The organism is Kushneria sp. AK178 (assembly GCF_053903105.1).
In genome coordinates this window covers 59,911-86,462 of record NZ_CP096381.1, presented here as the reverse complement: position 1 = coordinate 86,462, position 26,552 = coordinate 59,911, and the positions used below count along the sequence as shown (strand labels likewise).

Annotated in this window: 22 protein-coding genes; 12 read left to right on the top strand and 10 right to left on the bottom strand. The window is 66.1% G+C overall.

Annotated features, from left to right (window positions below):
- The first annotated feature begins 13 nt into the window (after positions 1 to 13).
- Both M1D97_RS00395 and M1D97_RS00390 read left to right on the top strand, forming a co-directional pair.
- The gene (locus tag M1D97_RS00395) at positions 14 to 1,711 is read left to right on the top strand and encodes an ABC transporter permease (protein WP_456268764.1); all 1,698 of its coding nucleotides are present in this window, start codon (positions 14 to 16) and stop codon (positions 1,709 to 1,711) included.
- On the top strand, positions 1,699 to 2,814 hold the full coding sequence (locus M1D97_RS00390; protein ID WP_456268763.1) for an ABC transporter ATP-binding protein: 1,116 nt from the start codon (positions 1,699 to 1,701) through the stop codon (positions 2,812 to 2,814). The genes M1D97_RS00395 and M1D97_RS00390 overlap by 13 nt, the downstream gene beginning before the upstream one ends.
- Before the next feature lies 1 nt (position 2,815).
- On the opposite strand, the gene M1D97_RS00385 is transcribed toward M1D97_RS00390, so the two are convergent.
- Complete coding sequence (locus M1D97_RS00385; RefSeq protein WP_456268762.1) at positions 2,816 to 3,133, bottom strand: ArsR/SmtB family transcription factor; 318 nt, start codon at positions 3,131 to 3,133, stop codon at positions 2,816 to 2,818.
- 78 nt (positions 3,134 to 3,211) lie between these two features.
- Positions 3,212 to 4,345 (bottom strand): NADH:flavin oxidoreductase, encoded by a 1,134-nt coding sequence (locus M1D97_RS00380; RefSeq protein ID WP_456268761.1) that lies wholly within the window; start codon positions 4,343 to 4,345, stop codon positions 3,212 to 3,214.
- 239 nt (positions 4,346 to 4,584) lie between these two features.
- Here M1D97_RS00380 and M1D97_RS00375 point away from each other — a divergent pair, with 239 nt between their 5' ends.
- From M1D97_RS00375 to M1D97_RS00365, 3 genes are all read left to right on the top strand, one after another.
- Positions 4,585 to 5,418, top strand: a complete 834-nt coding sequence (locus tag M1D97_RS00375; protein WP_456268760.1) for an inositol monophosphatase family protein — start codon at positions 4,585 to 4,587, stop codon at positions 5,416 to 5,418.
- A gap of 203 nt (positions 5,419 to 5,621) precedes the next feature.
- Positions 5,622 to 6,083 carry a MarR family winged helix-turn-helix transcriptional regulator gene (locus M1D97_RS00370; RefSeq protein WP_456268759.1) on the top strand — a complete coding sequence of 154 codons (462 nt, stop codon included), beginning with the start codon at positions 5,622 to 5,624 and terminating at the stop codon, positions 6,081 to 6,083.
- Between the two features lie 60 nt (positions 6,084 to 6,143).
- Positions 6,144 to 6,572 carry an organic hydroperoxide resistance protein gene (locus M1D97_RS00365; protein WP_456268758.1) on the top strand — a complete coding sequence of 143 codons (429 nt, stop codon included), beginning with the start codon at positions 6,144 to 6,146 and terminating at the stop codon, positions 6,570 to 6,572.
- A gap of 124 nt (positions 6,573 to 6,696) precedes the next feature.
- Here the strand turns inward: M1D97_RS00365 and norR are convergent, their stop codons facing one another.
- Complete coding sequence (norR, locus tag M1D97_RS00360) at positions 6,697 to 8,259, bottom strand: nitric oxide reductase transcriptional regulator NorR (protein WP_456268757.1); 1,563 nt, start codon at positions 8,257 to 8,259, stop codon at positions 6,697 to 6,699.
- 231 nt (positions 8,260 to 8,490) lie between these two features.
- On the opposite strand from norR, the gene hmpA reads away from it, so the two are divergent.
- Positions 8,491 to 9,669: an NO-inducible flavohemoprotein gene (gene hmpA / locus M1D97_RS00355; protein WP_456268756.1), complete on the top strand. Its 1,179-nt coding sequence runs from the start codon at positions 8,491 to 8,493 to the stop codon at positions 9,667 to 9,669.
- 231 nt (positions 9,670 to 9,900) lie between these two features.
- Here the strand turns inward: hmpA and M1D97_RS00350 are convergent, their stop codons facing one another.
- From M1D97_RS00350 to M1D97_RS00340, 3 genes are all read right to left on the bottom strand, one after another.
- Positions 9,901 to 10,467 carry a peptidylprolyl isomerase gene (locus tag M1D97_RS00350; RefSeq protein ID WP_456268755.1) on the bottom strand — a complete coding sequence of 189 codons (567 nt, stop codon included), beginning with the start codon at positions 10,465 to 10,467 and terminating at the stop codon, positions 9,901 to 9,903.
- Positions 10,468 to 10,538: 71 nt separating this feature from the next.
- Positions 10,539 to 11,192, bottom strand: coding sequence for a two-component system response regulator NarL (narL, locus tag M1D97_RS00345; protein ID WP_456268754.1), 654 nt, complete (start codon positions 11,190 to 11,192; stop codon positions 10,539 to 10,541).
- Positions 11,149 to 12,894 carry a histidine kinase gene (locus tag M1D97_RS00340; RefSeq protein ID WP_456268753.1) on the bottom strand — a complete coding sequence of 582 codons (1,746 nt, stop codon included), beginning with the start codon at positions 12,892 to 12,894 and terminating at the stop codon, positions 11,149 to 11,151. Before M1D97_RS00340 ends, narL begins: the two co-directional genes overlap by 44 nt.
- A 222-nt stretch (positions 12,895 to 13,116) precedes the next feature.
- Between M1D97_RS00340 and M1D97_RS00335 the strand changes: the two genes are divergently transcribed.
- From M1D97_RS00335 to M1D97_RS00320, 4 genes are all read left to right on the top strand, one after another.
- On the top strand, positions 13,117 to 15,783 hold the full coding sequence (locus M1D97_RS00335; protein ID WP_456268752.1) for a nitrate/nitrite transporter: 2,667 nt from the start codon (positions 13,117 to 13,119) through the stop codon (positions 15,781 to 15,783).
- A 22-nt stretch (positions 15,784 to 15,805) separates the two neighbouring features.
- Positions 15,806 to 19,579 carry a nitrate reductase subunit alpha gene (locus tag M1D97_RS00330; protein ID WP_456268751.1) on the top strand — a complete coding sequence of 1,258 codons (3,774 nt, stop codon included), beginning with the start codon at positions 15,806 to 15,808 and terminating at the stop codon, positions 19,577 to 19,579.
- A 316-nt stretch (positions 19,580 to 19,895) separates the two neighbouring features.
- Positions 19,896 to 20,033, top strand: coding sequence for a hypothetical protein (locus tag M1D97_RS00325; RefSeq protein WP_456268750.1), 138 nt, complete (start codon positions 19,896 to 19,898; stop codon positions 20,031 to 20,033).
- Between the two features lie 30 nt (positions 20,034 to 20,063).
- Positions 20,064 to 20,423, top strand: coding sequence for a hypothetical protein (locus tag M1D97_RS00320; protein ID WP_456268749.1), 360 nt, complete (start codon positions 20,064 to 20,066; stop codon positions 20,421 to 20,423).
- Positions 20,424 to 20,619: 196 nt separating this feature from the next.
- Here the strand turns inward: M1D97_RS00320 and M1D97_RS00315 are convergent, their stop codons facing one another.
- From M1D97_RS00315 to M1D97_RS00300, 4 genes are read right to left on the bottom strand one after another with little or no spacing between them, the layout of a single operon-like run.
- Positions 20,620 to 22,374 carry an ABC transporter permease subunit gene (locus tag M1D97_RS00315; RefSeq protein ID WP_456268748.1) on the bottom strand — a complete coding sequence of 585 codons (1,755 nt, stop codon included), beginning with the start codon at positions 22,372 to 22,374 and terminating at the stop codon, positions 20,620 to 20,622.
- A 10-nt stretch (positions 22,375 to 22,384) separates the two neighbouring features.
- Complete coding sequence (locus M1D97_RS00310) at positions 22,385 to 23,902, bottom strand: ABC transporter substrate-binding protein (RefSeq protein ID WP_456268747.1); 1,518 nt, start codon at positions 23,900 to 23,902, stop codon at positions 22,385 to 22,387.
- A 25-nt stretch (positions 23,903 to 23,927) separates the two neighbouring features.
- Positions 23,928 to 24,791, bottom strand: coding sequence for an ABC transporter ATP-binding protein (locus M1D97_RS00305; protein WP_456268746.1), 864 nt, complete (start codon positions 24,789 to 24,791; stop codon positions 23,928 to 23,930).
- Complete coding sequence (locus M1D97_RS00300) at positions 24,779 to 25,615, bottom strand: ATP-binding cassette domain-containing protein (protein ID WP_456268745.1); 837 nt, start codon at positions 25,613 to 25,615, stop codon at positions 24,779 to 24,781. Before M1D97_RS00300 ends, M1D97_RS00305 begins: the two co-directional genes overlap by 13 nt.
- A gap of 201 nt (positions 25,616 to 25,816) precedes the next feature.
- On the opposite strand from M1D97_RS00300, the gene M1D97_RS00295 reads away from it, so the two are divergent.
- Positions 25,817 to 26,170 (top strand): DUF488 domain-containing protein, encoded by a 354-nt coding sequence (locus M1D97_RS00295; protein WP_456268744.1) that lies wholly within the window; start codon positions 25,817 to 25,819, stop codon positions 26,168 to 26,170.
- Positions 26,171 to 26,265: 95 nt separating this feature from the next.
- Positions 26,266 to 26,538: a hypothetical protein gene (locus M1D97_RS00290; RefSeq protein ID WP_456268743.1), complete on the top strand. Its 273-nt coding sequence runs from the start codon at positions 26,266 to 26,268 to the stop codon at positions 26,536 to 26,538.
- Positions 26,539 to 26,552: the final 14 nt, after the last annotated feature.

Sequence of the window (26,552 nt, the reverse complement as noted above, 5' to 3'; positions counted from 1 at the left end):
GGCTTCAACCGCCATGACACCCCGCATGCCCCGGCTTGGCATGGGGCTGCTGCTGGTGCCGGCGCTGCTGATCTGCCTGCTGCCGGTGGGCCAGCTGCTGTTGGAATCGCTTTTGACCACACTGGCCGCGCCGACACCGTGGCGCGACTCGCCGCTGGTCGAGGTACTGACCAGCCCCACGACCTGGCAGGCCACCGGCCACAGCCTCTACACCACGGCGCTGGGCACTTTGATCAGCGTGGCGCTGGGGATGCTGTTTGCCTTTGCGCTGGCGCTGACCGACCTGCGCGGCCGGCGAGCGCTGGTGATCTGTTTCATGCTGCCGATGATGATCCCGCCCCAGGTGACGGCGCTGGCCTGGCTGCAGCTGTTCGGCCCGGCCAGTACGCTGTTGATCACGCTGGGGCTGGCCCCGGCGCTGGGGTCACCGCAGCCGCTCTATTCGGGAGAGGGCATTGCACTGCTGCTGGGCATTCAGCACGCGCCAATGGTCTTTCTCGCCCTGCGGGCCAGCCTGGCCGAATTGCCGCAGGAGCTGGTGGAAGTCGCCCGTCTGAGCGGGGCACCGCCGCATACGGTGTGGCGCACGGTGATCCTGCCGCTGAGCACGCCGGGGCTGATCGCGGGCACGGCGATGGCGGCCATCGCCGCACTGGGCAACTTCGGCATTCCGGCCATGCTGGGCATCCCGGTGGGCTACTACACGCTGCCCACGCTGATCTATCAGCAGTTGGCCGGCTTCGGCACCGGCGTACTGGATCGCGTCGCCTCACTGGCGCTTGTGATGACGTTACTGGTGGGGGTGGGCATCTGGCTGCAGCACCAGCTGCTGGCCCGGCGCGACTATCGCCTCGGCGGGCAGGGTAGCCGCCCCCTGACGTTCGCCACCGGTCGCTGGCGGTGGCCGCTCACGCTGATGCTCTGGGCCCTGCTGGGGCTGATGCTGGTCGCGCCACTGGCGGCGCTGATCAGCACCTCACTGGTGCCGGCCTTCGGCATGGGGCTGGACTGGCAGCACCTGAGCCTGGCGGCCTATCAGGAAATGTTCACCCGTCAGGCGGTTACCGCCCGCGCCTTTGGCAACAGCCTGTGGCTGGCCGGCAGCGCGGCCGTGGTGCTGGTGGCGCTGACCCTGCCGCTGGCCTGGCAGCTCGCGCGTCGGCGCTCAAAGGTGCTGAGCGTGTGCGCGGCGCTGTTTGATATTCCGTTTGCGCTGCCCGGCGTGGTGCTGGCGATCGCCTGCATCCTGGTGTTCAGCCGGCCGCTGCCGATCATCAACTATTCCCTCTACGGCACGCTGGGCATCATCTTCATCGCCTATCTGTCGCGCTTTCTGGTGGTGGCGCTCAAGCCGCTGCACAGCGCCTTTGCCCAGCTGGACCCCAGCCTTGAAGAAGCCGCCCGGCTGGCCGGTGCCGGCCCGGCGCGCCGCCTGTGGGACATTTTACTGCCGCTGGTGGCGCCGGCCGCCATGGCCGGGGGCCTGCTGGTCTTTTTGAGCGCCGTCAACGAGCTGACCGTGTCGGCGCTTTTATGGTCGGCCGGCAACGAGACGCTGGGCGTATTGATCTTCAATCTGGATGACAGCGGCGACAGCGTACTGGCCTCGTCGGTCGCCGTGGTGATTGTGGCCATGGTGGTCGCCATCATGGGGGCGCTGGAGCTGATGGCGCGTCGCCTGCCGAAGGGGGTATTGCCATGGCAGCAATGAATGCAGGGCGTCTGTCGATGACGACGCTGGGCAAGCGTTTCGGGTCACACACCGCGCTCGAGGCGCTCTCCATGACCATCGAGCCGGGCGAGTTCGTGGCGCTGCTGGGTCCCAGCGGCTGCGGCAAGAGCACCACGCTGCGCCTGCTGGCGGGTTTCGAGACACCGGATCACGGCGAGATTCATCTTGGCGATCAGCTGCTTTCCAGCCCGCAGGTGCAGGTGCCGCCCGAGCAGCGGCGCATGGGCATGGTGTTTCAGTCCTACGCGCTCTGGCCGCATCTGAGCGTGGCGGGCAACGTCGACTATCCGCTGCGGGTCCGAAAGGTGGGCCGCGACGAGCGTCGGCGGCGGGTGGAAGAGGTGCTGGCGCGGGTGGACATGACCCGTATGGCCGGGCGCTATCCGCGCGAACTCAGCGGCGGCCAGCGTCAGCGGGTGGCGCTGGCGCGCTGTCTGGTCAGCCAGCCGGCGGTGATCCTGCTCGATGAGCCGCTGGCCAATCTCGACCGCCACCTGCGCGCCAGCATGGAGGACTACTTTCGCGACTTTCACCGCGAGACCGGCACCACCATGGTGTACGTCACCCACGATCAGGATGAGGCGATGGCGCTGGCCAATCGGGTCGCGGTGATGCAAAACGGCCGGCTCAAGCAGTTCGCCACGCCGGAGACGCTCTATCACCAGCCGTGCGATGTCGAGGTGGCCCGCTTTATCGGTCAGGGCAGTGTCGTTCGCCTGACGCACGCCACCCCAAACGAGTGGCTGACCGGGGCGAACGCCCGGCGCCTGAGCGATCAGGGCCGGGCGAGAGGCTTCGTGCGACCGCAGCATGTGCGGCTGGGGGTAGAGGGCGGACTGCTGGCGTGGGTCGAGGGCTGTATCTTTCGCGGCGAGCGCCACGTCATCGCGCTGCGCCTGACCGATGGTCAGTCGCTGACCGCCTACAGCCCGGTGGCGCTGCCGGCGGGCAGCCGCGTCAGCGTGGCCATCGAGCGGCTCTGGGGACTGGCGGGAGAAGACGAGGCGTCATCGGTCCACGCGCCATCCATTCATACGCCATCAGCCCATGCATCGTCATCCCGGCACGCATCCACCGGTTGAATCACTGCGAATCAGTGACCGACAACTGCTCGCCGAGGGCGCTCAGAAAGGCCTCGGCGACCTCGTGCTCGTAGCGGTAATAGGTCCACTGACCCACCCGCTGGGACGACACCAGCCCCGCGCGCGACAGCGTCGACAGGTACAGCGACACGGTCGGCTGGGAGAGGCCGGTCTTTTCGCGAATGTGGCTGACGCAGATGCCCCCGGGCGGGGCCATCTCCTTCTGGGGCGGGAAATGCAGCTCCGGCTCCTTGAGCCAGCACAGAATGTCCAGCCGCACCGGGTTGGCCAGTGCGCTTAAAATCGTGTTGATATCCATGATCAGGGCCAGGCGGTGGAGGCCCGACCAGTATACGCACTCACGGCCGGGCTGCCGAGACAGCTCGGCCGATGCCGCCTAGCGAACAAGGGTGTCCAGCGCACTGGTATCGAAATCGCTCAGCTCATCCAGTCGGCCGTCACGTACCTTGCGCGCCCACTGCGGGTCGGAGAGCAGGGCACGGCCGATGGCGATCAGGTCGAAGTCGTTGCGCGCACGCCAGGAGGCCAGCTCCTCGACGTTGACCCGGCTTTTGGAGGTGGGGTCTTCCGTGCGGGTGAAGTGCCCGGTGCGGAAGGTCTTGTCCAGCCCCACGCTGCCCACGGCAATCACCGGGCAGCCGGTCAGCTCGCGCGTCCAGGTGGCCAGCGTCTTGCTGCTGCCCTCGAAGCCCGGCTCCCAGACGCGACGCGTGCTGGCATGGAAGACATCCACGCCGTCGTCGGCCAGCGGGCGAAGCAGCTCGCCCAGCGCCTCGGGGGTCTCGGCGATGATCGCCTCGTAGTCGGAGAGCTTCCACTGCGAGAAACGGAAGATGATCGGGAAATCCGGGCCAACGGCCTCGCGGACCGCACGCACGATCAGGCGCGGGAAGCGCAGTCGGTTGTCCAGGCTGCCGCCGTAGGCGTCCTCGCGCTGGTTGCTTTCGGGCCACAGGAACTGATCGATCAGATAGCCGTGGGCGCCGTGCAGCTCGACACCGTCACAGCCGATCGCCTTCGCATCGCTGGCGGCGCGGGCGAAGGAGACCGCCACGTCCTGAATGTCCTGCTCGGTCATCGCCTTCACGACTTCCACGCCGTCCTCGACGATCGACATCGGCCCGAAGCCCGGCACGGTGGCATCCGGCTCGACCCCCGGGCGACGCTCGCGGCCGACGTGCCACAGCTGCGGCATGATCTTTCCACCGGCGGCGTGAACGCCCTCGACGACCTTCTTCCAGCCGGCCAGTGCGGCCTCGCCATGAAAGGCCGGCACGTCCGGGTAGCCGTTGGCGCCCGGATGGTCGATATAGGTGCCTTCAGTAATGATCAGCCCCACACCGCCTTCGGCACGGCTTCGATAGTAGGCCGCCACCTCCTCGCCCGGCACACCACCGGGCGACTGGTTGCGCGTCATGGGCGCCATGGCAATGCGGTTGGGGATCGTGACCGGGCCCAGCGAGAGGGGTTCAAACAGCGGCGCGGCCAGCGCCTGAGCAGAGGTTGTCATCTCTTTCACCTATTAATATAGAAATATATCAATATATTTAAACAAAGCGGCAGCGATGTGGCAATCCCCTGTCGGAGCGTGACGGACCCTCGGCGACGGCGAGCGCGAGTCGTTCATCATCGGTGCTGGTGATTGCCCTGGATGACCGCCATGCTATAGGCGCACGGTATCGTCGCGCCCGTGGTCATCCGGCCCGCGTTGATGCCTCGACCCTTCACCCCTTGCCAAGGAGCCCCGTCATGACCCTGGATCAGGCCGCCGCCCGAACCCTTATCGATATCGTTCGCCACGCTGCAAAAACCGAAATTCTGCCGCGCTTTCGCCGGCTCGACCCGGAGGCCATCGATACCAAGGCGGGCCCGGATGACCTGGTCACCATTGCCGACAAGAGCGCCGAGCAGGTGATTGCCCGGGGCGTGGCGCAGGCCTTTCCCGAGGCGACCATCGTGGGGGAAGAGGCGGTCGCCGAAGACGAGACGCTGCTGGACAGCATCCGTGATGCCGAGATGGCAGTGATCATCGATCCGATCGACGGCACCTGGAATTTCGCGCGCAATCTCAACCAGTTCGGCGTGATCGTGGCCGTGGTCAGCCGCGGCGAAACCGTCTTCGGCCTGCTCTACGACCCGCTGGCCGATGACTGGATCACGGCGCGCCAGGGGGAGGGCGCCTGGTATGGCCGCCCGGACGACGCCGAGCAGCGCCTGCAGGTCTCGGACACCACCAGGGTATCGAACATGGTCGGCTCGACCTCGCTGCGCCTGTTCCCGAAGGAGACCCAGTACGATCTGGCCGGGCTCTTCCCCGACTTTGCCCGCATGATGGCGTTCGGCTGCGCCTGCCATGAATACCGCACCATGGCGTTCGGCTTCGTGGACTTCATGCTCACCGCCAAGCTGATGCCCTGGGATCACGCCGCCGGCATCATGATCCTTCAGGAAGCCGGCGGTTACGCCGCGCTGCTCGATGGCACGCCCTATAACCCCACGATCCATCAGGGCCGCATGATCGCCGCCAACTCGAAGGAGAGCTGGGACGCGCTGCGCGAGAAGTTCGACTTCCTGACCGATTGAAAGTCATCATGTCCGGCGTGCTCCTGATGGCGCGCCGGCGCATCCTTGCTGATACAGGTTATTGTTGATGAAAGCTGTTTTTCATCACGATACGCACCGACACGGCAACTCCCTGATCGTCATGGCCTTTCCGAAGCCGGCACTATGACGCTCATAGCTTTAAATCGCTATCCATTCAATAGCGCACGATATAGATTGCAGCCATGACCAACGACAACGAACACCTCGAGCACCACGATGATCTGCTGGCCCTGGAGTCGCAGCTGTGCTTCGCGCTCTATGCCGCCCAGCTCTCCATGAGCAAGCTCTATCGGCGTCTGCTCAAACAGCTGGATCTGACCTATCCCCAGTATCTGGTCATGCTGGTGCTGTGGGAGGAGGATCACCTGACCGTGTCAGGCATCGGCGAGCGCCTGTCGCTGGACTCGGCCACGCTGACCCCGCTGCTCAAGCGGCTGGAAGGTGCCGAACTGGTGCGGCGGGCGCGCACCCGTGAAGACGAGCGCCAGGTCGAGGTCTCGTTGACCGACAAGGGCCGGACACTGCGTGAAGAGGCCCGGGCCATTCCTGTCGAAGCTCGACGGGCCACGGGGTGCTCGGCGTCGGAAATGACGGCGCTGCGCGATCAGCTCAACGCCCTGAAACGTCATCTGGACAGCATTTAATCTTTTATTCAACCAAATAGCGCGATACTAAATAGCACAAAGAAGAACAGGGGCATGACCATGTCGATCGAAACCATTCTCTACCGCGCCAGCGCCCAGGCCACCGGCGGCCGTGAAGGCCGCGCCGTCTCCTCGGACGAAAAGCTCGATGTCGTGCTCAGCACGCCGAAGGAACTCGGCGGCGCCGGCGGTGACGGCACCAATCCGGAACAGCTCTTTGCCGCCGGCTACGCGGCGTGTTTCATGAGTGCCCTCAAGCACGTGGCCTCGCAGCAGGAGGTCACGCTGCCGGCCAACGCCTGGGCCGGTGCGGAAGTGGGCATCGGTCCGATCGCGACCGGTTTCGGTATCGAGGTGGCACTCAATATCCGCCTGCCCGGCATGAATGAGGCGCTGGCCCATGAACTGGTCGACAAGGCCCACGTGGTGTGCCCCTACTCCAACGCCACCCGCGGTAATATCGACGTGACGCTGAGTGTCGAGGTCTGAACGGCTTTGAGATACAAAAGCCCGCCTGCGTAACAGGCGGGCTTTTTTCATGTTACGGCCGAACGTGTGTCACACCTTCCATGTTTCACGTGAAACATTGCCGTGTCACGTCGCACTCCGGCGTCTACTTGAGCCCCAGCCGGCGCCCGAGGCGGTGCAGGTTGGCGCTGTCCATGTCCAGCGCCCGGGCGCTGGCGGCCCAGTTGTGATCGTGTGCGGCCAGCGCCTGTTCGATGTGGTGACGCTGAAAGGCATCGGTGGCGTCACGCAGGGAGAGCGTGTTATCCACCGCCGGTGGCACGCGGGCGGGTGTGGATAACGCAGCGGCCGACACGGTCTCCGGCGACGTGGCCTGTTGCAGTGGCAGATCCAGATGGGCCGCGCTGATGCGCACGATTGCCGAGCGCCGTGATTCGGGGCGCGCCTCGCCCATCGCCCGCAGGGCGGCCCGGCCCAGGGTGTGCTCGAGCTCGCGTACGTTGCCGGGCCAGTGCCAGGCGAGCAGCGCCTGCTCGGCGCTGATGTCCAGGCGCAGGTTGGCAAGGCCGAGCCGCACCCGGTTGTCCTCCAGAAAATGACCGGCCAGCAGCAGGATGTCCTCGCGCCGCTCGCGCAGCGGCGGAATGCGCAGCGGGAAGACGCTCAGGCGATGGTACAGGTCCTCGCGAAAGCGCCCGGCCGCCACCTCTTCGGCCAGATCGCGGTTGGTCGCGGCGATCAGGCGTACATCCACCGTCACCGGCTGGTCGCTGCCCAGCGGCTGAATCTCGCCCTCCTGCAGCACGCGCAGCAGCCGCGGCTGCTGGGACAGCGGCAGCTCGCCGATTTCGTCCAGCATCAGGGTGCCGCCGTCGGCCATGGCGAAATGGCCGCGATGGTCGCGAGTGGCGCCGGAGAAAGCGCCACGGCGGTGGCCGAACAGCGCGCTTTCGATCAACGATTCCGGCAGCGTGGCGCAGTTGACCTTGACCAGCGCCCCGTTGCAGCGCCGGGAGCGCTCGTGCAGGTGATGGGTCAGCAGCTCCTTGCCCACGCCGGTTTCGCCGTGCAGCAGCACGCTCAGGTCAGTGGGCGCCACCAGCGCCATGCTCTCGTACAGCCGCGCCATGGCCGGGCTGTGCCAGCCGGGGGCGCGCCGCGGCGCGCTCTCCCCGGGCGAGAGCACCTGATTGAGCCGCGAGCGGGTCTCCTCGAGCTGGCCGGTCAGGCGCAGACAGGTGGCCAGCAGCTCGGCGGCGGCCATCAGTTCGTCGTCATCGATGCCCGCCATCTGATCGGGCACCAGCGCATCGAGTGTCAGCATGCCCAGCAGCCGCTCGCCGTCGCGCAGCGCCACGCCCATGCAGTCATGCACATGGGTGAGATCGGCATCGAGCAGGCCGTCGAAGGGGTCCGGCAGGGCACAGTCGCGCGGGAAGCGACAGACCTGCGGATGCGCCGCGATCGCGGCCAGCCTCGGATGCGCCTGCAGGGAGAAATGACGCCCGCAGACCTCGTCATCCATGCCCAGCACTGCCACCGGCTGCAGGCCACCCTCGACACTGACCATCAGTGTGCAGGCATCGGCCGGATAGTTACGCACCAGCGCGGCCAGCACCTGCGACCACTGCGCGTGCAGGGCATCCAGGGGCCTGCCGTCACTCAGCGCGGACAGCAGCTCTCGCAGCGCCCGTGAAAAGATGGTCATATCGACACCCCGCTTGCCATATTGTCATTTTGACACGTTGAAACAGGGTCATTATGACCATGATCCGCGCGACAGTGCCAGAGGCCTCCTGTCGCGCGACCGGCGCGCGCCGCCTCACACGGGCGTCGGGCCGTGTGAGGTGTGGCAGGCTGTCACATGGCGCCATGGCTGGCACGGCGATTGCGATATGAAAGATGTCTCATATTGCTACCGCATCGCCAGGAGCGCGCCATGCTTAACGACAAGCAGCTTGATGTCATCAACGCCACCGCCCCGGTCGTGGCCGACAACGCCGAAACCATCGCCATGACCTTCTATCCGCTGATGTTCGAGCGCTACCCGCACGTGCGTTCGATGTTCAACATGCGCCACCAGGAGACCGGTGAGCAGCCCCGGGCCCTGGCCCGTTCGGTGGTGGCCTACGCGCTCAATCGTCATGACCCCGAGGCGCTGGAAAAACTCATGTACCCGATCGTCAACAAGCACGTGGCGATCAATTTGCAGCCCGATCAGTACGCCATCGTCGCCGAGTGTCTGATGGCCGCCATCGGCGAGGTGCTGGGCGATGCCGTCACCCCCGAGATCGCCGATGCCTGGAGCGGGCTCTACTGGGAGTTTGCCGACCGGTTGATCGCGGCCGAGGAGCACACCTATGAGGCGCTGGAGAGTGCCCCGGGCGGCTGGCGCGGCGAGCGCGACTTCCGGCTTACCGACCGCGTGCCGGAGAGCGAAGAGATCGTGTCGTTCTACTTCAAACCCCTCGATGGCCGGCCGATTCGCACCTTCAAGGCGGGGCAGTACCTGGGCGTGTCACTCGACATCGACGGTGAGCGGGCGCTGCGCCAGTACAGCCTGACCTCGAACCCGGGCGATGACTTCTATCGCATCTCGGTCAAGCGTGAAGGCCAGGGTCGCGCCAGCCGCCACCTGCATGATCACGTCAGCGTCGGCGATCACGTCCGGCTGCTGGCGCCGGTGGGCGAGATGGTGCTGGATGATCGCGATGCCCCGGTCATGCTGATCAGCGGCGGCGTCGGCCAGACCCCGATGCTGTCACTCATGGCGCAGGCGCTGGCGGCGGGCCGCCGGGTCATCTACCTGCACGCGGCCCGCAACGCCCGCGTCCACGCCTTCCATGAGCACCTGCAGGCCATGACCGAGCAGTACGGCAGCCGGCTGACCTACCGCTACGTCTACAGCCATCCGGATACGCCCGACGACGCGCGCCACAAGGGCCTCATCGATCGTGCCCTGCTGGCGGATTATCTGCCGCGCGAGGCCACACCGAGCTGCTACTTCACCGGCCCCACCGGCTTCATGCGCGATATCGACCACGAGCTGGCCGCCCTCGGGGTCGATACGCCGTATCGCCATTTCGAGTACTTCGGCCCCTCCGGTCAGCTGCACTAGGGTCTGTCTGAAAAGTTGGTGAGCGAAGACAAGACAAGGCAAAAATTGGCGAAGAAGCGGAGTTTACGGGGTGTAAATGAGTATTCTGAGTCAATTTTTAACGCCGTATTGTCGAGCGCAGGCACTTTTCAGACAGAGCCTAAGCCCCGGGTGACCCCTTATACATCCAACAGCCCCGGCCACCCTCTCGGGTGGCCGGGGCCGTGTCATGGTGACCCGGGACGGTAAGACTCAGTCCAGTCGCTCGACGTCCAGGATGGTGATCGGCTCGCGCGGCACATCGGCATGGGGACCCTTTTGAGCGGTGGGCGCACCGGCGATGGCATCGACCACGTCCATGCCATCCACCACGTGGCCGAAGACGGTATAGCCGGGCTCGTAGAGGTTGCGGTAGTCGAGCGCCGGATTGTCGACCAGATTGATAAAGAACTGGCTGGTGGCCGAATCCGGCTGGCCGGTGCGCGCCATGGCGATGGTGCCCCGGGTGTTCTTGAGCTCGCTCTCTTCCAGCGCGATGGGGTCACGGGTCTTCTTCGTTGCCATGTCGACCGTCATGCCGCCGCCCTGGATCATGAAACCGTCGATGACGCGGTGAAAGATGGTGCCCTGATAGAAGTCATCCTCGGCGTAGCGCAAAAAGTTCTCCACCGTATTGGGCGCTGCGGTGGCATCGAGCGCCAGCTCGATATCGCCCTCGGTGGTGCGGATCTCGATGTGCGGATGATCGGCATCGGCCAGCGCCAGGGGCGACAGCAGCGGCAGCGCCAGCAGGCAGCCGCGCAGTAACGGTTTCAGCATGGAAAGCGCTCCAGTTATACGGTAGGGCCCGCCAGACTAGCCGGGCACGGCCGGTCTGACCAGCCCCGCACCTATTTCCATCCCTCCCTGGCGGCCCACACCGCCGCCTCGGTGCGGGTGCGCATGCCCATCTTTTTCAGCAGGTGGCGCATGTGCACCTTGACTGTGCCTTCGCTGATCTCGAGGCGCCGGCCGATCTCCTTGTTGGAGTGGCTGCGGGCGATCAGGCGCAGGATGTCGCGCTCGCGCCGGGTCAGCCGGGCCACCAGCACCCCGGGGCCGCTGGACGGCTCGCGCAGCGCCCGGGCCAGCAGCCCCATGAGGCGCGGATCGAAGGCGTCATCCGAGGTCTCGATGCCGTCGATGGCGGTCAGCAGGTCCTCGGGGGCGGTGTCCTTCAAGAGATAGCCGCTGGCACCGGCGCGAATGGCGGCCAGCACGTCCTCCTGCTCCTCCGAAACGGTGAGCATCACGATCGGCGCCGTCACGCCCGCCTCGCGCAGCCGGGTCAGCGTCTCGATGCCGTCCATGCCCGGCATGCGCAGGTCCAGCAGGATCAGATCCGGCGTGTGGCGCGCGCAGATGTCCAGCGCCTGCTGGCCGCTGTCGGCCTCGCCCCACAGGGTCCAGCGCTCGCTCATGGCCAGCAGCTGCTGCACGCCGCGGCGAAAGAGCGGGTGATCATCCACGATCAGAATGTTCCGGCCCTGCTTGGACTGCGTCATCGCCTGCTCCTTCAACGGTAAATTCAAGCGCCACCCGGGTACCGCCGGCCTCGCGCCGGGCAAGCGTCAGGGTCGCTCCCAGACTGCGCGCGCGCTCGGCCATGATGATGGTGCCGTAGTGACAGGGGCGCTGCGTCTGCTCGGGCAGCCCCACCCCGTCATCCTCGATCACCAGCGCCATGCTACTGCCATGATCGGTCAGGGTCACCGTGACCCGGTGCGCCCGGGCGTGCTGGACCACGTTGGCCAGCGCCTCGCGCAGGATCTGCACCAGATGCAGCTCCTGATCGGGGGAGAGGGTGTCATCGGCCAGCGTAAGCGTCGTGTCGATATCGAGCCCGCCGCGCTCGGCAAACTCTGCCACGGTGGCCTGCACGGCGGCGTTGATGCCCTCCTCGGTCAGGCGCAGGCGAAAGGTGACCAGCAGCTCGCGCAGCTGGCGATAGGCGTGATCGATACCGTCGCGCAGCTCGCCGACAATCACGCCTGCGTTGTTATCGGCCGTCTCCGGCAGGGCACAGGCCAGCCGCAGCGCCTGAATGTTGAGGTAGCTCAACGACTGCGCCAGCGAGTCGTGCAGCTCGCGGGCGATCACGGCGCGTTCGTCCATCAACGCCAGGCGACGCTTGTGCCGTCCCTGGGCGCGCAGGGCCAGTGCCGCGCCCAGCTGGTCGGCCAGCGTCTCGCAGATCCGGCCCTTCCAGTCGGGCAGCGGCGCCCCGCCGGGCAGGCGGGCCACCAGCACTAGCGGCGTGCGGCTATCGCCCTGCAGGGGGAACCGGTGGGCGGCGGGGTCGTCATCCGCCGTGCGGTGAGGATCGACCAGTCCAAGCTCGGCCGGCGCCATCAGCGCCTCGAAGGGGCGCAGGGTGCTTTCGGGATCGAGGACCTCGAACGGGGTCGTGGCCAGATAGCGCGCGTTATCGTACAAAAGCGTCAGCGCCAGATGACTCTGCTCCAGCCGGTGGCCGCGGTCTTCGACCTGATCGTTGAGATGCTGGCAGAACACGTCGAGTTGACCGGCCATGTCATCAATGGTGGCCGCCAGCAGTCCGATCTCGTCGTTGCGCCAGTAGCCGCTGCGGGCCTGAAGGTTGCCGCCGCGCAGCGCCTCGATCACGCCCAGCAGCCGGCCGAGCGGGCGGCGCACGTGAGCGTAGAGTTGATACGCCCCCCAGCCGATCAGCGGCAGGGTGAGCAGCAGCAGGATGACCTGCAGGAGACGAAGGCGGGCAAGGCGCGCCTCGGCCAGCGTCTGCAGCTCGCCGGTCAGATCATCCAGTGCGCTGACGTGACGGACAATGCGGGCCGTGGCCACGCTCGCCGCCCGGTCGGACGTGCGCATGGCCGGTCGCAGCGCACGGGTCCATTCAAGCCGCACGGCCGCCAGCCGCTCGGCGATGTCGGCATCGTATTCCTGCGCCACCGCCGTCGCCAGGTGCTGCCAGGTGTCATCCACGCCGTCCAGCAGCGTCTGCCACTGCGCGGCGTCCGCCGTGCCGGCCTGCGCCTTCAGCCGCCAGGCCTGCATGCGCAGGGAGCCGGCCTGGTTGATTACCCGGGCATCATGCCGGGCCGTCTCCGCCAGCCAGCCGCTGGCCATCATGCCGCCCAGCGCCAGCAGCGATACCGCCGCCAGTATCGCGCCGATGGTCAGGCTCAGCGCGTGGTGCGACGCCACGAATCGTCGGCCTACCCCCATGGTGTTCTCCTGCACATCCTGACTACTCCCAAGGAGGTAGAACCTCTCATAAAGCACTGTGCCTTCAGTGACATGGCACCGGGCAAGACGCTATCGCCAATGACATAAAACGCTGATTTAACGACATTTTTGACGCTCCTGTTTTGACAGCGGTCAAAAGCGACACCGTCATCTCGCGCACAGTAGCCCTGACGCCATTATTCAAGGCACGAGGGCACCACCATGAGAGCAGACACCGCCTCCCCCCCACGCTCCGAGCAGCGACGCGCGCTGGGCCTGTCGACGCTGGCCTTCACGCTGTGCTTTGCGGTCTGGACGATCTTTTCGATCATCGGCGTGCGTCTCAAACAGGAGTTCGGCCTGTCCGACACCCAGCTCGGACTTTTGATGGCCACGCCCGTGCTCACCGGCTCCGTCAGCCGGCTGTTGCTGGGCATCTGGACCGACCGTTTCGGCGGGCGCCGGGTGTTCAGCCTGCTCATGCTGGTCAGCGCCGCCTGCGTCTACCTGCTCACCTTCGCCGCCAGCTACGCCATGCTGCTGCTCGCCGCACTCGGCGTGGGGCTGGCCGGCGGCGGCTTCATCGTCGGGGTCGCCTACACCTCGGCCTGGTACAGCGCCGGCAAGCAGGGCACCGCGCTGGGCATTTTCGGCGCCGGCAACGTGGGCGCGGCCATCACCAACTTTGCCGCCCCCTTTCTGCTGCTGGCGATGGGCTGGCAGGGCACCGCACTGGTCTATGCCACCGTGCTGGCGCTGGCCGGCGTGGCGTTTTTTGTGCTGGCCAAGGAGGACCCGCAGCACGCCCGGCGCCGGGAACCGGTGCCGCTGAAGGCCCAGCTGGCGCCGCTTTCCGAGCTGCGCGTGTGGCGTTTCTCGCTCTACTACTTCTTTGTCTTCGGCGGCTTCGTGGCGCTGGCCCTGTGGCTGCCCCACTACCTGATGGAGGTCTACGGCCTGGGCATCGCCGCCGCCGGTATCGTCGCGGCGCTCTACTCGGTGCCGGCCTCGCTGTTTCGCATTCTGGGCGGGGTCATGTCGGATCGTATCGGCGCCCGCCGGGTGATGTACTGGACGCTGGGCATCTCGGCGCTGTGCCTGCTGGTGCTGAGCTATCCGCCCAGCCGGTTCGTGGTCGACGGCGTGCGCGGTGAGGTCAGTTTCTCGCTGGGGACACCGCTGGCGCTGTTTATCGTGCTGATCTTCGTGCTTGGCTTTTTCATGTCGCTGGGCAAGGCGGCGGTGTTCAAGCACATCCCGGTCTATTACCCCGACCACGTCGGCTCGGTCGGCGGCGTGGTCGGCATGGTGGGCGGTCTGGGCGGTTTCCTGCTGCCGCTGACCTTCGGCATGCTCAACGACGTGGTGGGCATCTGGCAGAGCTGCTTCATGCTGCTGTTTGTGGTGGTGATCGCCGCCCTTGCATGGATGCACTACGCCATCCACCGCGCCGACAACAAGAGCTGGGGCAAAACTCCGCGCAGCACCGACCTGCCGGAGCTGGCGGCTTCCCGCTCGCTGGTGCTGACCGAATGGCACCCGGAAGACGACACCTTCTGGCGCCAGACCGGGGCGCGCATCGCCCGGCGCAACCTGTGGATCTCGATTCCCAACCTGCTGCTGGCGTTTGCGGTGTGGTCGATCTGGAGCATCCTGGTGGTGCGCCTGCCGCAGCTCGGCTTTGGCTACACGCCCAATCAGCTCTTCTGGCTGGCTGCGCTGCCCTCTCTTTCCGGCGCGACGCTGCGCATCTTCTACAGCTTCATGGTGCCGATCTTCGGCGGGCGGCGCTGGACGGCCATCTCCACCGCCTCGCTGCTGCTGCCGTGTCTGTGGATCGGGATGGCGGTACAAAACCCCGACACCCCCTATAGCGTGATGCTGATTCTGGCCCTTTTGTGCGGCTTCGGCGGCGGCAACTTCGCCTCCAGCATGGCCAACATCAGCTTTTTCTACCCGCAGGCGCAGAAAGGCACCGCCATGGGCCTCAACGCGGGCCTGGGCAATCTGGGCGTGTCGGCGCTGCAGCTGATCGGCCCGCTGGTGATCGCCGCCGGCGTGCTGGGGCCGGCCGCCGGAGACCCGCTGATCGCAGAGCAGGGCGCCTACGCCGGCGAGCCGGTGTGGCTGCAGAACATCGCCTTCATCTGGGTGCCGCTGATTGCCATCGCCGCGATCGCCGCCTGGTTCGGCATGAACGACATCGCCTCGGCGAAATCCTCCTTCCGCGATCAGGCGGTGATCTTCAAGCGGGGGCACAATTGGCTGATGAGCTGGCTCTATCTGGGCACCTTCGGCAGCTTCATCGGCTTTGCCGCGGGCTTTCCGCTGCTCTCCAACATGCAGTTCCCCGATGTCGACCCGACCCGCTACGCCTTCCTGGGGCCGCTGGTCGGCGCGCTGGCCCGCCCGCTGGGCGGGGTGCTCGCGGACCGGCTGGGCGGCGCCCGGGTGACGCTGTGGAACTTTGCCCTGATGGCCGTGGGGGTGCTGGGCGTGCTGCTCTTTCTGCCCGAGCACGGTGATGGCGGCAGCTTCGCCGGCTTCTTCGTGATGTTCATGGTGCTGTTCGTCGCCACCGGCATCGGCAACGGCTCCACCTACCGCATGGTGCCGGTGATCTTTTTCAATCAGCGCCGCCGGGCGCTGGGCGAGGATCACCTCGATCAGGCCCGTACCGAGGCCAATCGCGAATCCGCCGCCGTGCTCGGCTTCATCTCGGCGGTGGCCGCCTACGGTGGCTTCTTCATTCCCAAATCCTACGGCACCGCCACCGCCATGACCGGCAGTGTGGCGCCCGCGCTTTACGGCTTCATTTTCTTCTATCTCAGCTGCATGGCGCTGACCTGGTGGTTTTATGCCCGTCGTAACGCCCCGGCCCCCTGCTAGGCACGCTCAAGGAGACTGACCCATGAGTTACTTTCTCGACCGACTGCAGTACATGAAAAAGATCCGCACGCCGTTTGCGGACGGCCACGGCGAGGTGCGCGAGGAGAGCCGCGAGTGGGAGAACGGCTACCGCGCCCGCTGGCAGCACGACAAGGTGGTGCGCTCCACCCACGGGGTGAACTGCACCGGCTCGTGCAGCTGGAAGATCTACGTCAAGAATGGCCTGGTCACCTGGGAGACCCAGCAGACCGACTATCCGCGCACCCGGCCGGATCTGCCCAACCACGAGCCGCGCGGCTGCCCGCGCGGGGCGAGCTACTCCTGGTATCTCTACAGCGCCAACCGGCTCAAGTACCCGCTGGTGCGCAAGGCGCTGATCAAACTGTGGCGCGAGGCGCTTGCGCAGCACCCCGACCCGGTCGATGCCTGGGCCTCGATCGTCGAGGACCCGACCCAGACCGCGCAGTACAAGAAGGTTCGCGGCATGGGCGGCTTCGTGCGCGCCGACTGGGAGGAGATGCAGACCCTGGTGGCGGCCTCCAACGTCTACACCGCCAAACAGTACGGCCCGGACCGCATCACCGGCTTTTCGCCGATTCCGGCCATGTCGATGGTCTCCTACGCCGCCGGCGCCCGCTATCTGTCCCTGATCGGCGGGGTGTGCCTGTCGTTTTATGACTGGTACTGCGACCTGCCGCCGGCCAGCCCGCAGACCTGGGGCGAGCAGACCGACGTGCCGGAATCCGCCGACTGGTACAACTCGAGCTACATCATCGCCTGGGGCTCCAACGTGCCCCAGACCCGTACCCCGGACGCGCACTTTTTCACCGAGGTGCGCTACAAGGGCACCAAGACGGTCGCCATCACCCCGGACTACGCCGAGGTGGCCAAGCTCTGCGACGAGTGGCTCAGCCCCACCCAGGGCACCGACTCGGCACTGGGCATGGCGATGGGCCACGTGATCCTCAAGGAGTTCCATCTCGAACGGCCGAGTGCGTACTTCACCGACTACGTGCGCCGCTACACCGACATGCCGATGCTGGTCGAGCTGGAAGCCCGCGAGGACGGCAGCTTCGCACCCGGCCGCCAGCTGCGCGCCGCCGACTTTGACGCCGCACTGGGTCAGGACAACAACCCCGAGTGGAAAACCGTCGGCTGGGACGAGACGCGTGATCAGCTCGTGGTGCCGCGCGGCTCGATCGGGTTTCGCTGGGGCGAAAGCGAGGCCGGTCAGGGGCGCTGGAACCTGGAGCCGCGCGACGCCGACGGCGACGAGATTCACCTGCGCCTGTCGCAGGTCAACGATCATGACGAGGTGGCACGGGTCGGCTTCCCCTACTTCGGCCACATCCGCCATGAGCATTTCAATCATGTCGACGGCAACGACGTGCTCTATCACCACCTGCCGGCCAGGCGGCTGAGTCTGGCCGATGGCCGCCAGGTGCTGGCGGTGACGGTCTTTGACCTGATGGTGGCCAACTACGGCATCGACCAGGGCCTGGCGCTCGAGGGCAGCGAGGACGACGGCGCCACCACGCTGGATCAGATGCGCCCCTACACGCCGGCCTGGCAGGCCGCGATCACCGGCGTGCCGGCCGAGCAGGTGACCCGGCTGGCGCGCGAGTTCGCCGACAACGCCGACAAGACCCACGGCCGCTCCATGATCATCGTCGGCGCCGGGCTCAACCACTGGTACCACATGGACATGCAGTACCGGGGCCTGATCAACATGCTGATCCTGTGCGGCTGTATCGGTCAGACCGGCGGCGGCTGGGCCCACTACGTGGGTCAGGAGAAGCTACGCCCGCAGACCGGCTGGCTGCCGCTGGCGTTCGGGCTGGACTGGAACCGCCCACCGCGCCAGATGAACGGCACCTCGTTTTTCTACAACCACTCCAGCCAGTGGCGCTTCGAGAAGGTCGAGGTAAAGGACCTGCTCTCGCCGCTGGCCCGCCGCGAGGACTATTCCGGCAGCCTGGTCGATTTCAACGTGCGCGCCGAGCGCATGGGCTGGCTGCCCTCCGCGCCGCAGCTGGGCACCAACCCGCTGCGCCTGGCTTCCGCCGCCGAGGCGGCCGGTCAGGGGCTCAATGACTACGTGGTCAACCAGCTCAAAAGCGGCGAGCTGCGCTTTGCTTCTGAGGACCCGGACAACCCGCAGAACTTCCCCCGCAACCTGTTCGTGTGGCGCTCCAACCTTTTGGGCAGCTCCGGCAAGGGCCACGAGTACATGCTCAAGTACCTGCTGGGCACCACCCACGGCCTGCAGGGCAAGGACCTCGGCGAAATGGGCGGCGCCCTGCCGGAAGAGGTCGAGTGGCGCGATGAGGCTCCCGAAGGCAAGCTTGATCTGCTGGTGACGCTCGATTTTCGCATGTCGACCACCTGCCTCTACTCCGACGTGGTGCTGCCCACCGCCACCTGGTACGAGAAGGACGATCTCAACACCTCGGACATGCACCCCTTCATCCACCCGCTCACCGCGGCCACCGACCCGGCGTGGGAATCGCGCAGCGACTGGGAAATCTACAAGGGCATCGCGAAGGCCTTCTCCCGCGTGTGCGTGGGGCATCTGGGCGAGGAGACCGACCTGGTCACCCAGCCCCTGCAGCACGACTCCCCCGGGGAGCTGGCCCAGGTGGACGTCAAGGACTGGAAGCGCGGCGAGTGCGAACCGATCCCCGGGCGCACCCTGCCCAACCTGATCGCGGTCAAGCGCGACTACCCGGCCACTTATGAGCGCTTCACCTCGGTCGGCCCGCTGCTCGACAGCCTCGGCAACGGCGGCAAGGGCATCAACTGGCCCACCGGCCCCGAGATCGACCTGCTCGGCAAGCTCAACCGCTGCAAGTCCGAAGGCCCGGCGGAAGGGCGCCCGATCATCGACAGCGCTATCGACGCTGCCGAGATGATCCTCACACTCGCCCCGGAGACCAACGGCAAGGTGGCGGTGCGCGCCTGGGAGGCGCTCTCCAAGATCACCGGCCGCGAGCACGCCCATCTGGCGCTGCCCAAGCACGAGGAGAAGATCCGCTTTCGCGACGTGGTGGCCCAGCCGCGCAAGATCATCTCCAGCCCCACCTGGTCAGGGCTCGAGGATGAGCACGTTTCCTATAACGCCGGCTACACCAACGTCCACGAGCTGATCCCGTGGCGCACCCTGAGCGGTCGTCAGCAGTTCTATCAGGATCACGCCTGGATGCGCGCCTTCGGCGAGAGCCTTTTGACCTATCGCCCGCCGATCGACACCCGCGCGGCGATGGCCGGGGTGCAGCGACCCGACGGCAACCAGAACCCCGAGCGGGTGCTCAACTGGATCACCCCGCACCAGAAGTGGGGCATCCACTCCACCTACTCGGACAATCTGCTGATGCTCACGCTGTCGCGCGGCGGGCCGATCGTGTGGCTCTCCGAGGACGATGCCAGATCGCTGGGCGTGGAAGACAACGACTGGATCGAGCTCTACAACGCCAACGGCTCGATTGCCGCGCGCGCGGTGGTGAGTCAGCGGGTCAAGACCGGCATGGCGATGATGTATCACGCCCAGGAGCGCATCGTGAACGTCCCGGGCTCGGAGATCAGCGGCACCCGCGGCGGCATCCACAACTCGGTCACCCGCGTGTGCCCCAAGCCCACGCACATGATCGGCGGCTACGCCCAGCTCTCCTACGGCTTCAACTACTACGGCACCGTCGGCTCCAACCGCGACGAGTTCGTGGTGGTGCGGCGCATGCACCACATCAACTGGCTGGATGAGGAGGGCACCGACAGCGTGCAGGCACCGGCGAAGGGATAATCGGCGCCTGTGACGGCCTGCATCATCTAAAATCCACCAAAAAGGCGCCCCTCATGAGAGGGGCGCCTTTCTTTGGTCGGCCTGTGATTCAAGGTGCAGTACCAGCAGAGTGCGATGGATGATTTCTGGAAGACGATGTAGCAGGACATTACGCCAATATTAATAAAATATTATTTAAAAACATTAGTTAGTTACCTCCTCTGTGTGGACAAACCAGGGAAAAGAAGTTTTTTGGCATGTCACTTATAAACTTTGTCATCCTGTATTGATGATAGTTTCCATCCTGCATTGGAAATTCATAAGTTGGGAGCAAAGGATGGCTTATTTTTCAGGCATCGAGCCTGACGATGTCATTACTGTTTCCAACGAGCTTCTAAATGCAAAGGAGGGTGGCCGCACCGTTGAAACCCTGGCAGGAAATGATTACCTGACGGTGGAGACGAAGCAGCCGTAAACCTTGATATCTTGAGCGCGTGAGGAAAACATGAACATTAATAATGTTATTTCTGCAGCCCAATCTACCCAGATAGATCAGATTCATACCTTTGATAAAAGCTCAGCCAGACAGGCTGACCCGTCAGATTTCATACTTGAATATGAACGAAAAAAACAGCTGGGTATCAACCCCCCATCAGCAGACAACACTGAAGATCAGATATATTCCAAAATTATTATGGGCGGCAAGGAAGTTGCAACAGTCTATAACTCCGGGGTCGTCAAAACCTTGAACCAGCATCAGGGCCTGGAGTTAAGCACCGCGGCCAATCGAATTGAAACTGCAGAAAAACGGACCCAGCAGCTATTGGAACAACTACAGGGCTCCTATATCAGCAGACCGTCTTGAAAACACCTGCATGCATATAACTTTAAACATGAAGACAGCAAGAATGTTGACATTCCTGCTGTTTTTTATGCTTCCAGTCTTGAGCGTTCCTGTTTTTTGAAGCGACGGTCCTGATCGCCGTTTTTTCAGGGATCGAGCTTGCACAGACTGGTGAACCTGAAGCTTTTTATCTGAACAGGCAAAGCGCTACCGCGTCTCACCCCCGCCGCCACAGGCTCGACAGCGACACGGCCAGCACCGACATCAGCACCAGCGCCAGCGCCGGCACCAGAACCGCCCAGGGGGCGCGCTCCAGATAGGGAATGCCCTCGGCCAGCAAAAGCCCCCACTCCGGCGCGGGCGGGCGCGGCCCGAGGCCCAGAAAGCCGAGTGCGGCCAGGGCCAGCGCGATGCCGGGCAGGCGCAGCATGGCGTGGCGAAAGACCGGGCCGAGCACCGCCGGCAGGATGTAGCGACTCAGCAGGCGCACGCGGCCCACGCCCAGCATGGGCGTGATGCGCACGTGCGCCTGGCCCTGTACTTCGGTGACCAGCGCCGCGGTATGCGCCGCCAGCGGCGCCCAGCTCACCAGTGTCACCGCAATGATGGCGCCACCGGCGCTCGGCCCCATGAGACCGGCCACCACCAGCCCGGCGATCACCGGCGGGGTGGCGTTGGTCACCTCGATCGGCCCGGCGGCGAGTCGCGGCATCAGCCCGATCAGCACGCCCAGCACGAAGGTGATCGACACCACCAGCAGCGCCATGCCCATGGTGGAGAGCGCGCCGTGGCTGACGCGGGCCAGAATGTCGCGCCCGGTGCCGTCGGCGCCCAGCGGCAGCGCGAGACTCGGCGTCTGCAGGCGCAGATACTGGGACGCCAGCGGGTCGCGCGTGATGCCGGCCACAATGATGATCACCAGCAGCAGCGCCACCCCGGCCGGCACCAGCCACTGCCAGCGCCCGTGATGAGGCTCATGGTGGGTGACCGGCACGGCACCGGCGCGCAGGGTGCGCCCCAGCAGCAGGGTGCGGCCCAGGCCGGCCGCACCGCCGAGCACCACGGCGATGGCCAGCAGCAGCAGGATGCCGGTCTGCAGTGCCGGCAGGTCCTGCGCCGAGGCCGCGCCCAGCGTCGCCCGCCCCAGCCCCGGAATCGAGAACACCTGTTCGACGGCAATCGCCCCGCCGGTCAGCCCGACGATCACCAGCCCGACCTGGGGCAGCAGGCTGGGCAGGGTGCGCTTGAGCACGGCGAGGGCAATGCGCCGGCGCGTGAAGCCTGCCACGTGCCAGGTCGCCACCCAGCGCTCGGAAAAGCTCGCCGTCAGGCCGTCGCTGAACAGCCGCCCCAGCAGGCCCCCGGCCGGCAGCCCCAGCGCCAGCGCCGGCAGCACCATGTGGCGCGCCTCGCCCCAGCCGTAGGGCGGCAGCCAGTTGAGCCCGGCAGCGAAAATCACTAGCAGGATGGCGGCGAGCAGAAACTCCGGCAGCGCCGTGAGCGTGGCGCCCACCACGCCGGAAGTCGGCGCCGGCTCACCCCTCAGGCCGCGACGCACGGCGGTGACGCAAAGTGCCATGGTGGTCACCAGCGCCACCAGCAGGGCGGCGAACATCAGCGTCAGCGACACGCCGGTGGCTTCCAGCATGCCGGGCAGCACCGGCCCGCCCGAAATCCAGGAGACGCCGGCATCGCCGTGTAAAAGCCCTGAAAGCCAGTGGCCAAGCTTCTCCCATGGCCCCATGTCGAGCCCGAGCTGGGCGCGAATCGAGTCCAGCGCCTCGGGCGTGGGGTTCTGATCGCCGGCGCGGGCCCGCAGGATGCTCAGCGCCGGGTCCCGTCCGGACAGCCAGGGCAGCAGCCCCACCAGCACCACCACCGCCGCCAGCGTCACCAGCCGCGAGAGGGTGGGCAGCATCGCGCGCAGCGCGGGCATCAGGGCAGGCATGGGGGCGATACCGGCAGTGCTCATGCTCAAAGCCTTAACGAGAGGCGCCATCCAGGCGCGTGTGCTCGGTGATCAGCTCACGCTCGCGCGGGTCGCGCACGGCGTCCTGAACACGCTGTGACTCGCCCTGAATAACGCGCTCGTGCAGCATCGGCACCGCGGCATCGGTTTTCAGAATGGCGGCCTCGGCGTCGATGATCGCCTGACGACGCTCGGGCCCGGTGGGCAGGTCGGCGGCGCGGGCCAGCGCCTCATCGACCGCCGGGTCGCAGAGCTGAGCGATGTTGAAGGAGCCCTCGCAGGCGAAGTCGCTGTACATGTAGGCGACCGGGTCACCGGAGTCGAGCATGGTCGCCCGCGACAGGATGAAGGCGTCGAACTGACCGGCGAGCATGTCGGACTCGATGTGGGCGTACTGGCGCACCTCCTGGTGGACATCAAAGCCGGCTGCTTCGAGCTGCTGCTCCAGCAGCACCGCCACTTCCGGCAGCTCCGCCCGGTCGGTGAAGGTGCCCAGCGTGATGCTGGCGCCGTCCGGGTCGGCGGCCTCCGGGCGCCCCTCGATCGGCGAGCGCAGACCGTCGGCCCAGGCCAGCGCCGGCCCCAGCAGGCCCTTCGCCTCATCGGCGCGCCCTTCATAGACCGTTCTGACGAGGGCGGCCCGATCCAGTGCCTCGCGCGCGGCAGCGCGCATGGCCGGATCATCGAACACGCCGCGGTCGGTATTGAGATAGAGCGTGTTGGTGCGCGGCATCGGCACCTCGTGCACCAGCTCCGGATCGACCAGCGCGACCTGCGAGACCGGTACGGCCTCGACCACATCGGCAGTGCCGGTGCGCAGCGCCGCGGCGCGGGCAGTGCCGTCGGGCACGTAGTCGGCATCGATGCCGGCCAGTTCGGCGCGCTCGCCCCAGTAGTCGTCATAGCGATCGAGCCGGGCGCTCTGGGTGCCGTTGATCTCCTTCAACACGAACGGCCCCGTACCGGCCTCGACCGGGTTGACCCGGCCGTCGTCGCCGTAGGCCTTCGCCGCCATGATGGCGAGCTGCGGGCTCGACAGCCGATTGGGCACCAGCGGGTCGGCCTGCTCGGTCTGTACTCGCACGGCGTCATCGCCGTCGGCCTCGATGGTCATCTTCACGCCATCGAGAATGCGCGGACGCGGTACGGCGTTGGTGGCCGCCGTCAGCGCGTGTACCACCTGTTCGACGGTGAGCGGCGTGCCGTCATGAAAGGTCACGTCGTCGCGAATCCCGAAGCGCCAGGTGCGCGCGTCGAGCTGTTCCCACTCGGTGGCGAGAAACGGCTGCGGCTCATTGTTGTCATCAAGACGAATCAGGGTCTCGGCGGTGCGCCAGCGCGACAGCTTGAAGGCGTCATCGGTCAGCGGGTTCAGCCCGGAGCGCGGCGGCTGCAGCATCGCCACCCGCACGCGATCGTTACCGGCCTGCTCGCCGGTCGCTTCCTCGGTGGCCTCCTCCTGCTGACAGCCGGTGAGCACGGCCAGTGACAGGGCCATGGCGGGTACATACAGCGCGCGACGAAGGGTCAAGACGGATCTCCTGGGCAGTCGGGTATCAGGGAACGGGGTAAAGAGAGGGCGCGGGCGCTGCCGGCACCATTGATGCGATGCCGTACGCCGGATGCGCGGCGCGCACCAGCGCCCGGGTGTGATCATGCTCGGGGGCGTCAAAGAGTGCCGCCGTGGGGCGATCCTCGATGATGGCGCCGTCGTGCAGGATGAGCGTGCGCTCGCACAGGCGCGGCATGACGGCCAGATCATGGGAGATGATCACAAAGGCGGTGCCATCGAGGCGGCTCATGTCATCAAAGAGCTGCATGACCCGGGCGCGCACCGGCAGATCCAGCCCGCTGAGCGGCTCATCCGCCAGCAACAGCCGCGGGCGCAGCGCCACGGCGCGGGCGATCGCCACGCGCTGGGCCTGGCCGCCGGAGAGCGCGCCGGGTCGATAACCCAGCAATTTCTGATCGAGCCCCACCCGGTCCAGCGCCTCGTCGATGCGCCTGCCGTGATGGTCTTCAACGCTCAGGCGCACCAGCGGCTCGCGGATCAGCTCGCGCACGCTCATGCGCGGGTCGAGCGAGGCGGCGGGGTCCTGGGGAATGTACTGCACCCGCCGGCGATACCAGCGCAGCGCGCGCACCGAGGCCGGGCGCACGGACCGCCCCTGACAGGTGATCGAGCCGGCATCGGCATGATTGAGGGCCAGCAGCAGGTTCAAAAGCGTCGTCTTGCCGGCCCCGGACACGCCGGCCAGGCCGATACGCTCACCGGCGTGAATCGACAGGTGGATGTCGCGCAGGATCGTGCGGGCCTGTCGCCCACGCCAGAAGGCCAGGCTCGGCTGGTGGAAGTGCTTGTAAAGCCCTTCGGCGCACAGCAGCGGCGAGGAAGCCTCCTCGGGCGTCAGGCCGTGCACAACAGCCCCTCGCGAGCGTCAAAATCGGGCGCCCAGGGCGGGCGGCCCGGGGCGCTGTCCTGCAGCGCGCGCACCAGCTCACGGGTAAAGCGGTGCTGCGGGTTGGCAATGATGTGGGTCAGGGTGTTGCTCTCGATCAGCCGACCCTCGTCGATGATGACTGCGCGCTCGCACAGCCGACAGGCAGCGCCGATATCGTGGGAGATGAACAGCAGTGCCGGGGTATCCGCCGTGCCGGTGCACTCGCGCAGAAGCGTCAGCACCTCCTCCTGGGTGAGCACGTCCAGCGCGGTGGTGGGCTCGTCGGCAACGATCAGCGCCGGCTTGCAGGCCAGCGCCAGCGCCATGCAGACGCGCTGGCGCTGGCCGCCGGAGAGCTCGGCCGGCGAGCGCTGCATGACATCCTCGGGACGTTCCATGTTCATGCCGGCGAGCATGGTTCTCGCGGCTTCCATGGCGGCCTTGCGGGAGAGGCCGTGAAAGCGCATGAAGGGCTCGCGCAGCTGCGCGCCGACGCTGACCAGCGGATTGAGCGCCGAGTGGGTGTCCTGAAAGACCATGCCCGAGCGCGACAGCACCGGACGGCGGGTGGCGCGAATATCGGCCACCTCCACGCCGTTGATGCACACGCTGCCATCCACACGCACCGAGTCTGGCGACAGCCCCAGAATGGCGCCGGCGGTCAGCGATTTGCCGGAGCCCGACGGCCCCAGCAGGCAGACCCGCTCGCCGGCGGCCACGTGAAAGCACAGATCACTGACGACCGGCTGACCCGCCACGTGGATGCACAGCTCATCGACCTTTAGCACCGTATTCGCCGCCATGTGTTTCGCACGCCCCTGATCGTTCGGGTGAGTATTCGGCGCAAGGTTATATCATAACAATAAAGGCCCTGTATTGTGCTTTTCTTAAGTATTTTTGAGGACCTGCCGGTCGGGCCGGGTGCGACAAAAGGCAGCCCTGCAGACTCTATTCGCAACGACTAATGTGTCACTGGGCCCACGCGAACACTGACAGGAGGCGACATGCAGATTCAGCTCAAGCGGATTTACGATGCGCGCGACAGCGAGGATGGCTACCGCGTGCTGGTCGATGGCATGTGGCCGCGGGGCGTGGCGAAGGAGGACGCCCATATCGACGAGTGGTATCGCGACATTGCCCCCTCGAAGGACCTGGTCAGGTGGTTCAGCCACGACCGCCACCGCTGGGACGACTTCTATGAGGCCTATCGCAAGGAGCTGCGCGAGCGGGATTCGACGCTGGCGCAGACGCTGCGCGAGCACGCGCAGAACGAAGGGCTGACGCTGCTGTTTGCCGCCCGGGACGAGCAGTGCAACAACGCCGTGGTGCTGCGGGATTTTCTCAAGCGCACCCGTTGAACAGAAGCGGCCGCCGCGCGTTCTGGCGGGATGTTCGAAGTACCGGCCGCCCTCGTCTACCCTTCAGGGACACGCACAGAAGACAGGGAGCTGTCATGCCGATTGTTCAGAGACTCGAAGACGTCACGCCGACCATGGTCGAGGACGCCAGCGCCGCCACCGATACCGGACCGGACGCCGAGCCGGGCGGCCATGAGCACAGCAACAACCCGGTCGCGGATCTGGGCATGTCGCTGAAGCCGCACATCGATCAGGGCATGTCGATCCAGGAAGTGGCCGATCGCATCGGCGCCTCGACCGATCTGGTCGATCGCTGCATCAGCCACCCGATCGTCGCCCAGCTGGATGAGGGCAAGGACGGCCGCTGAGCGTCCGTTTTCCC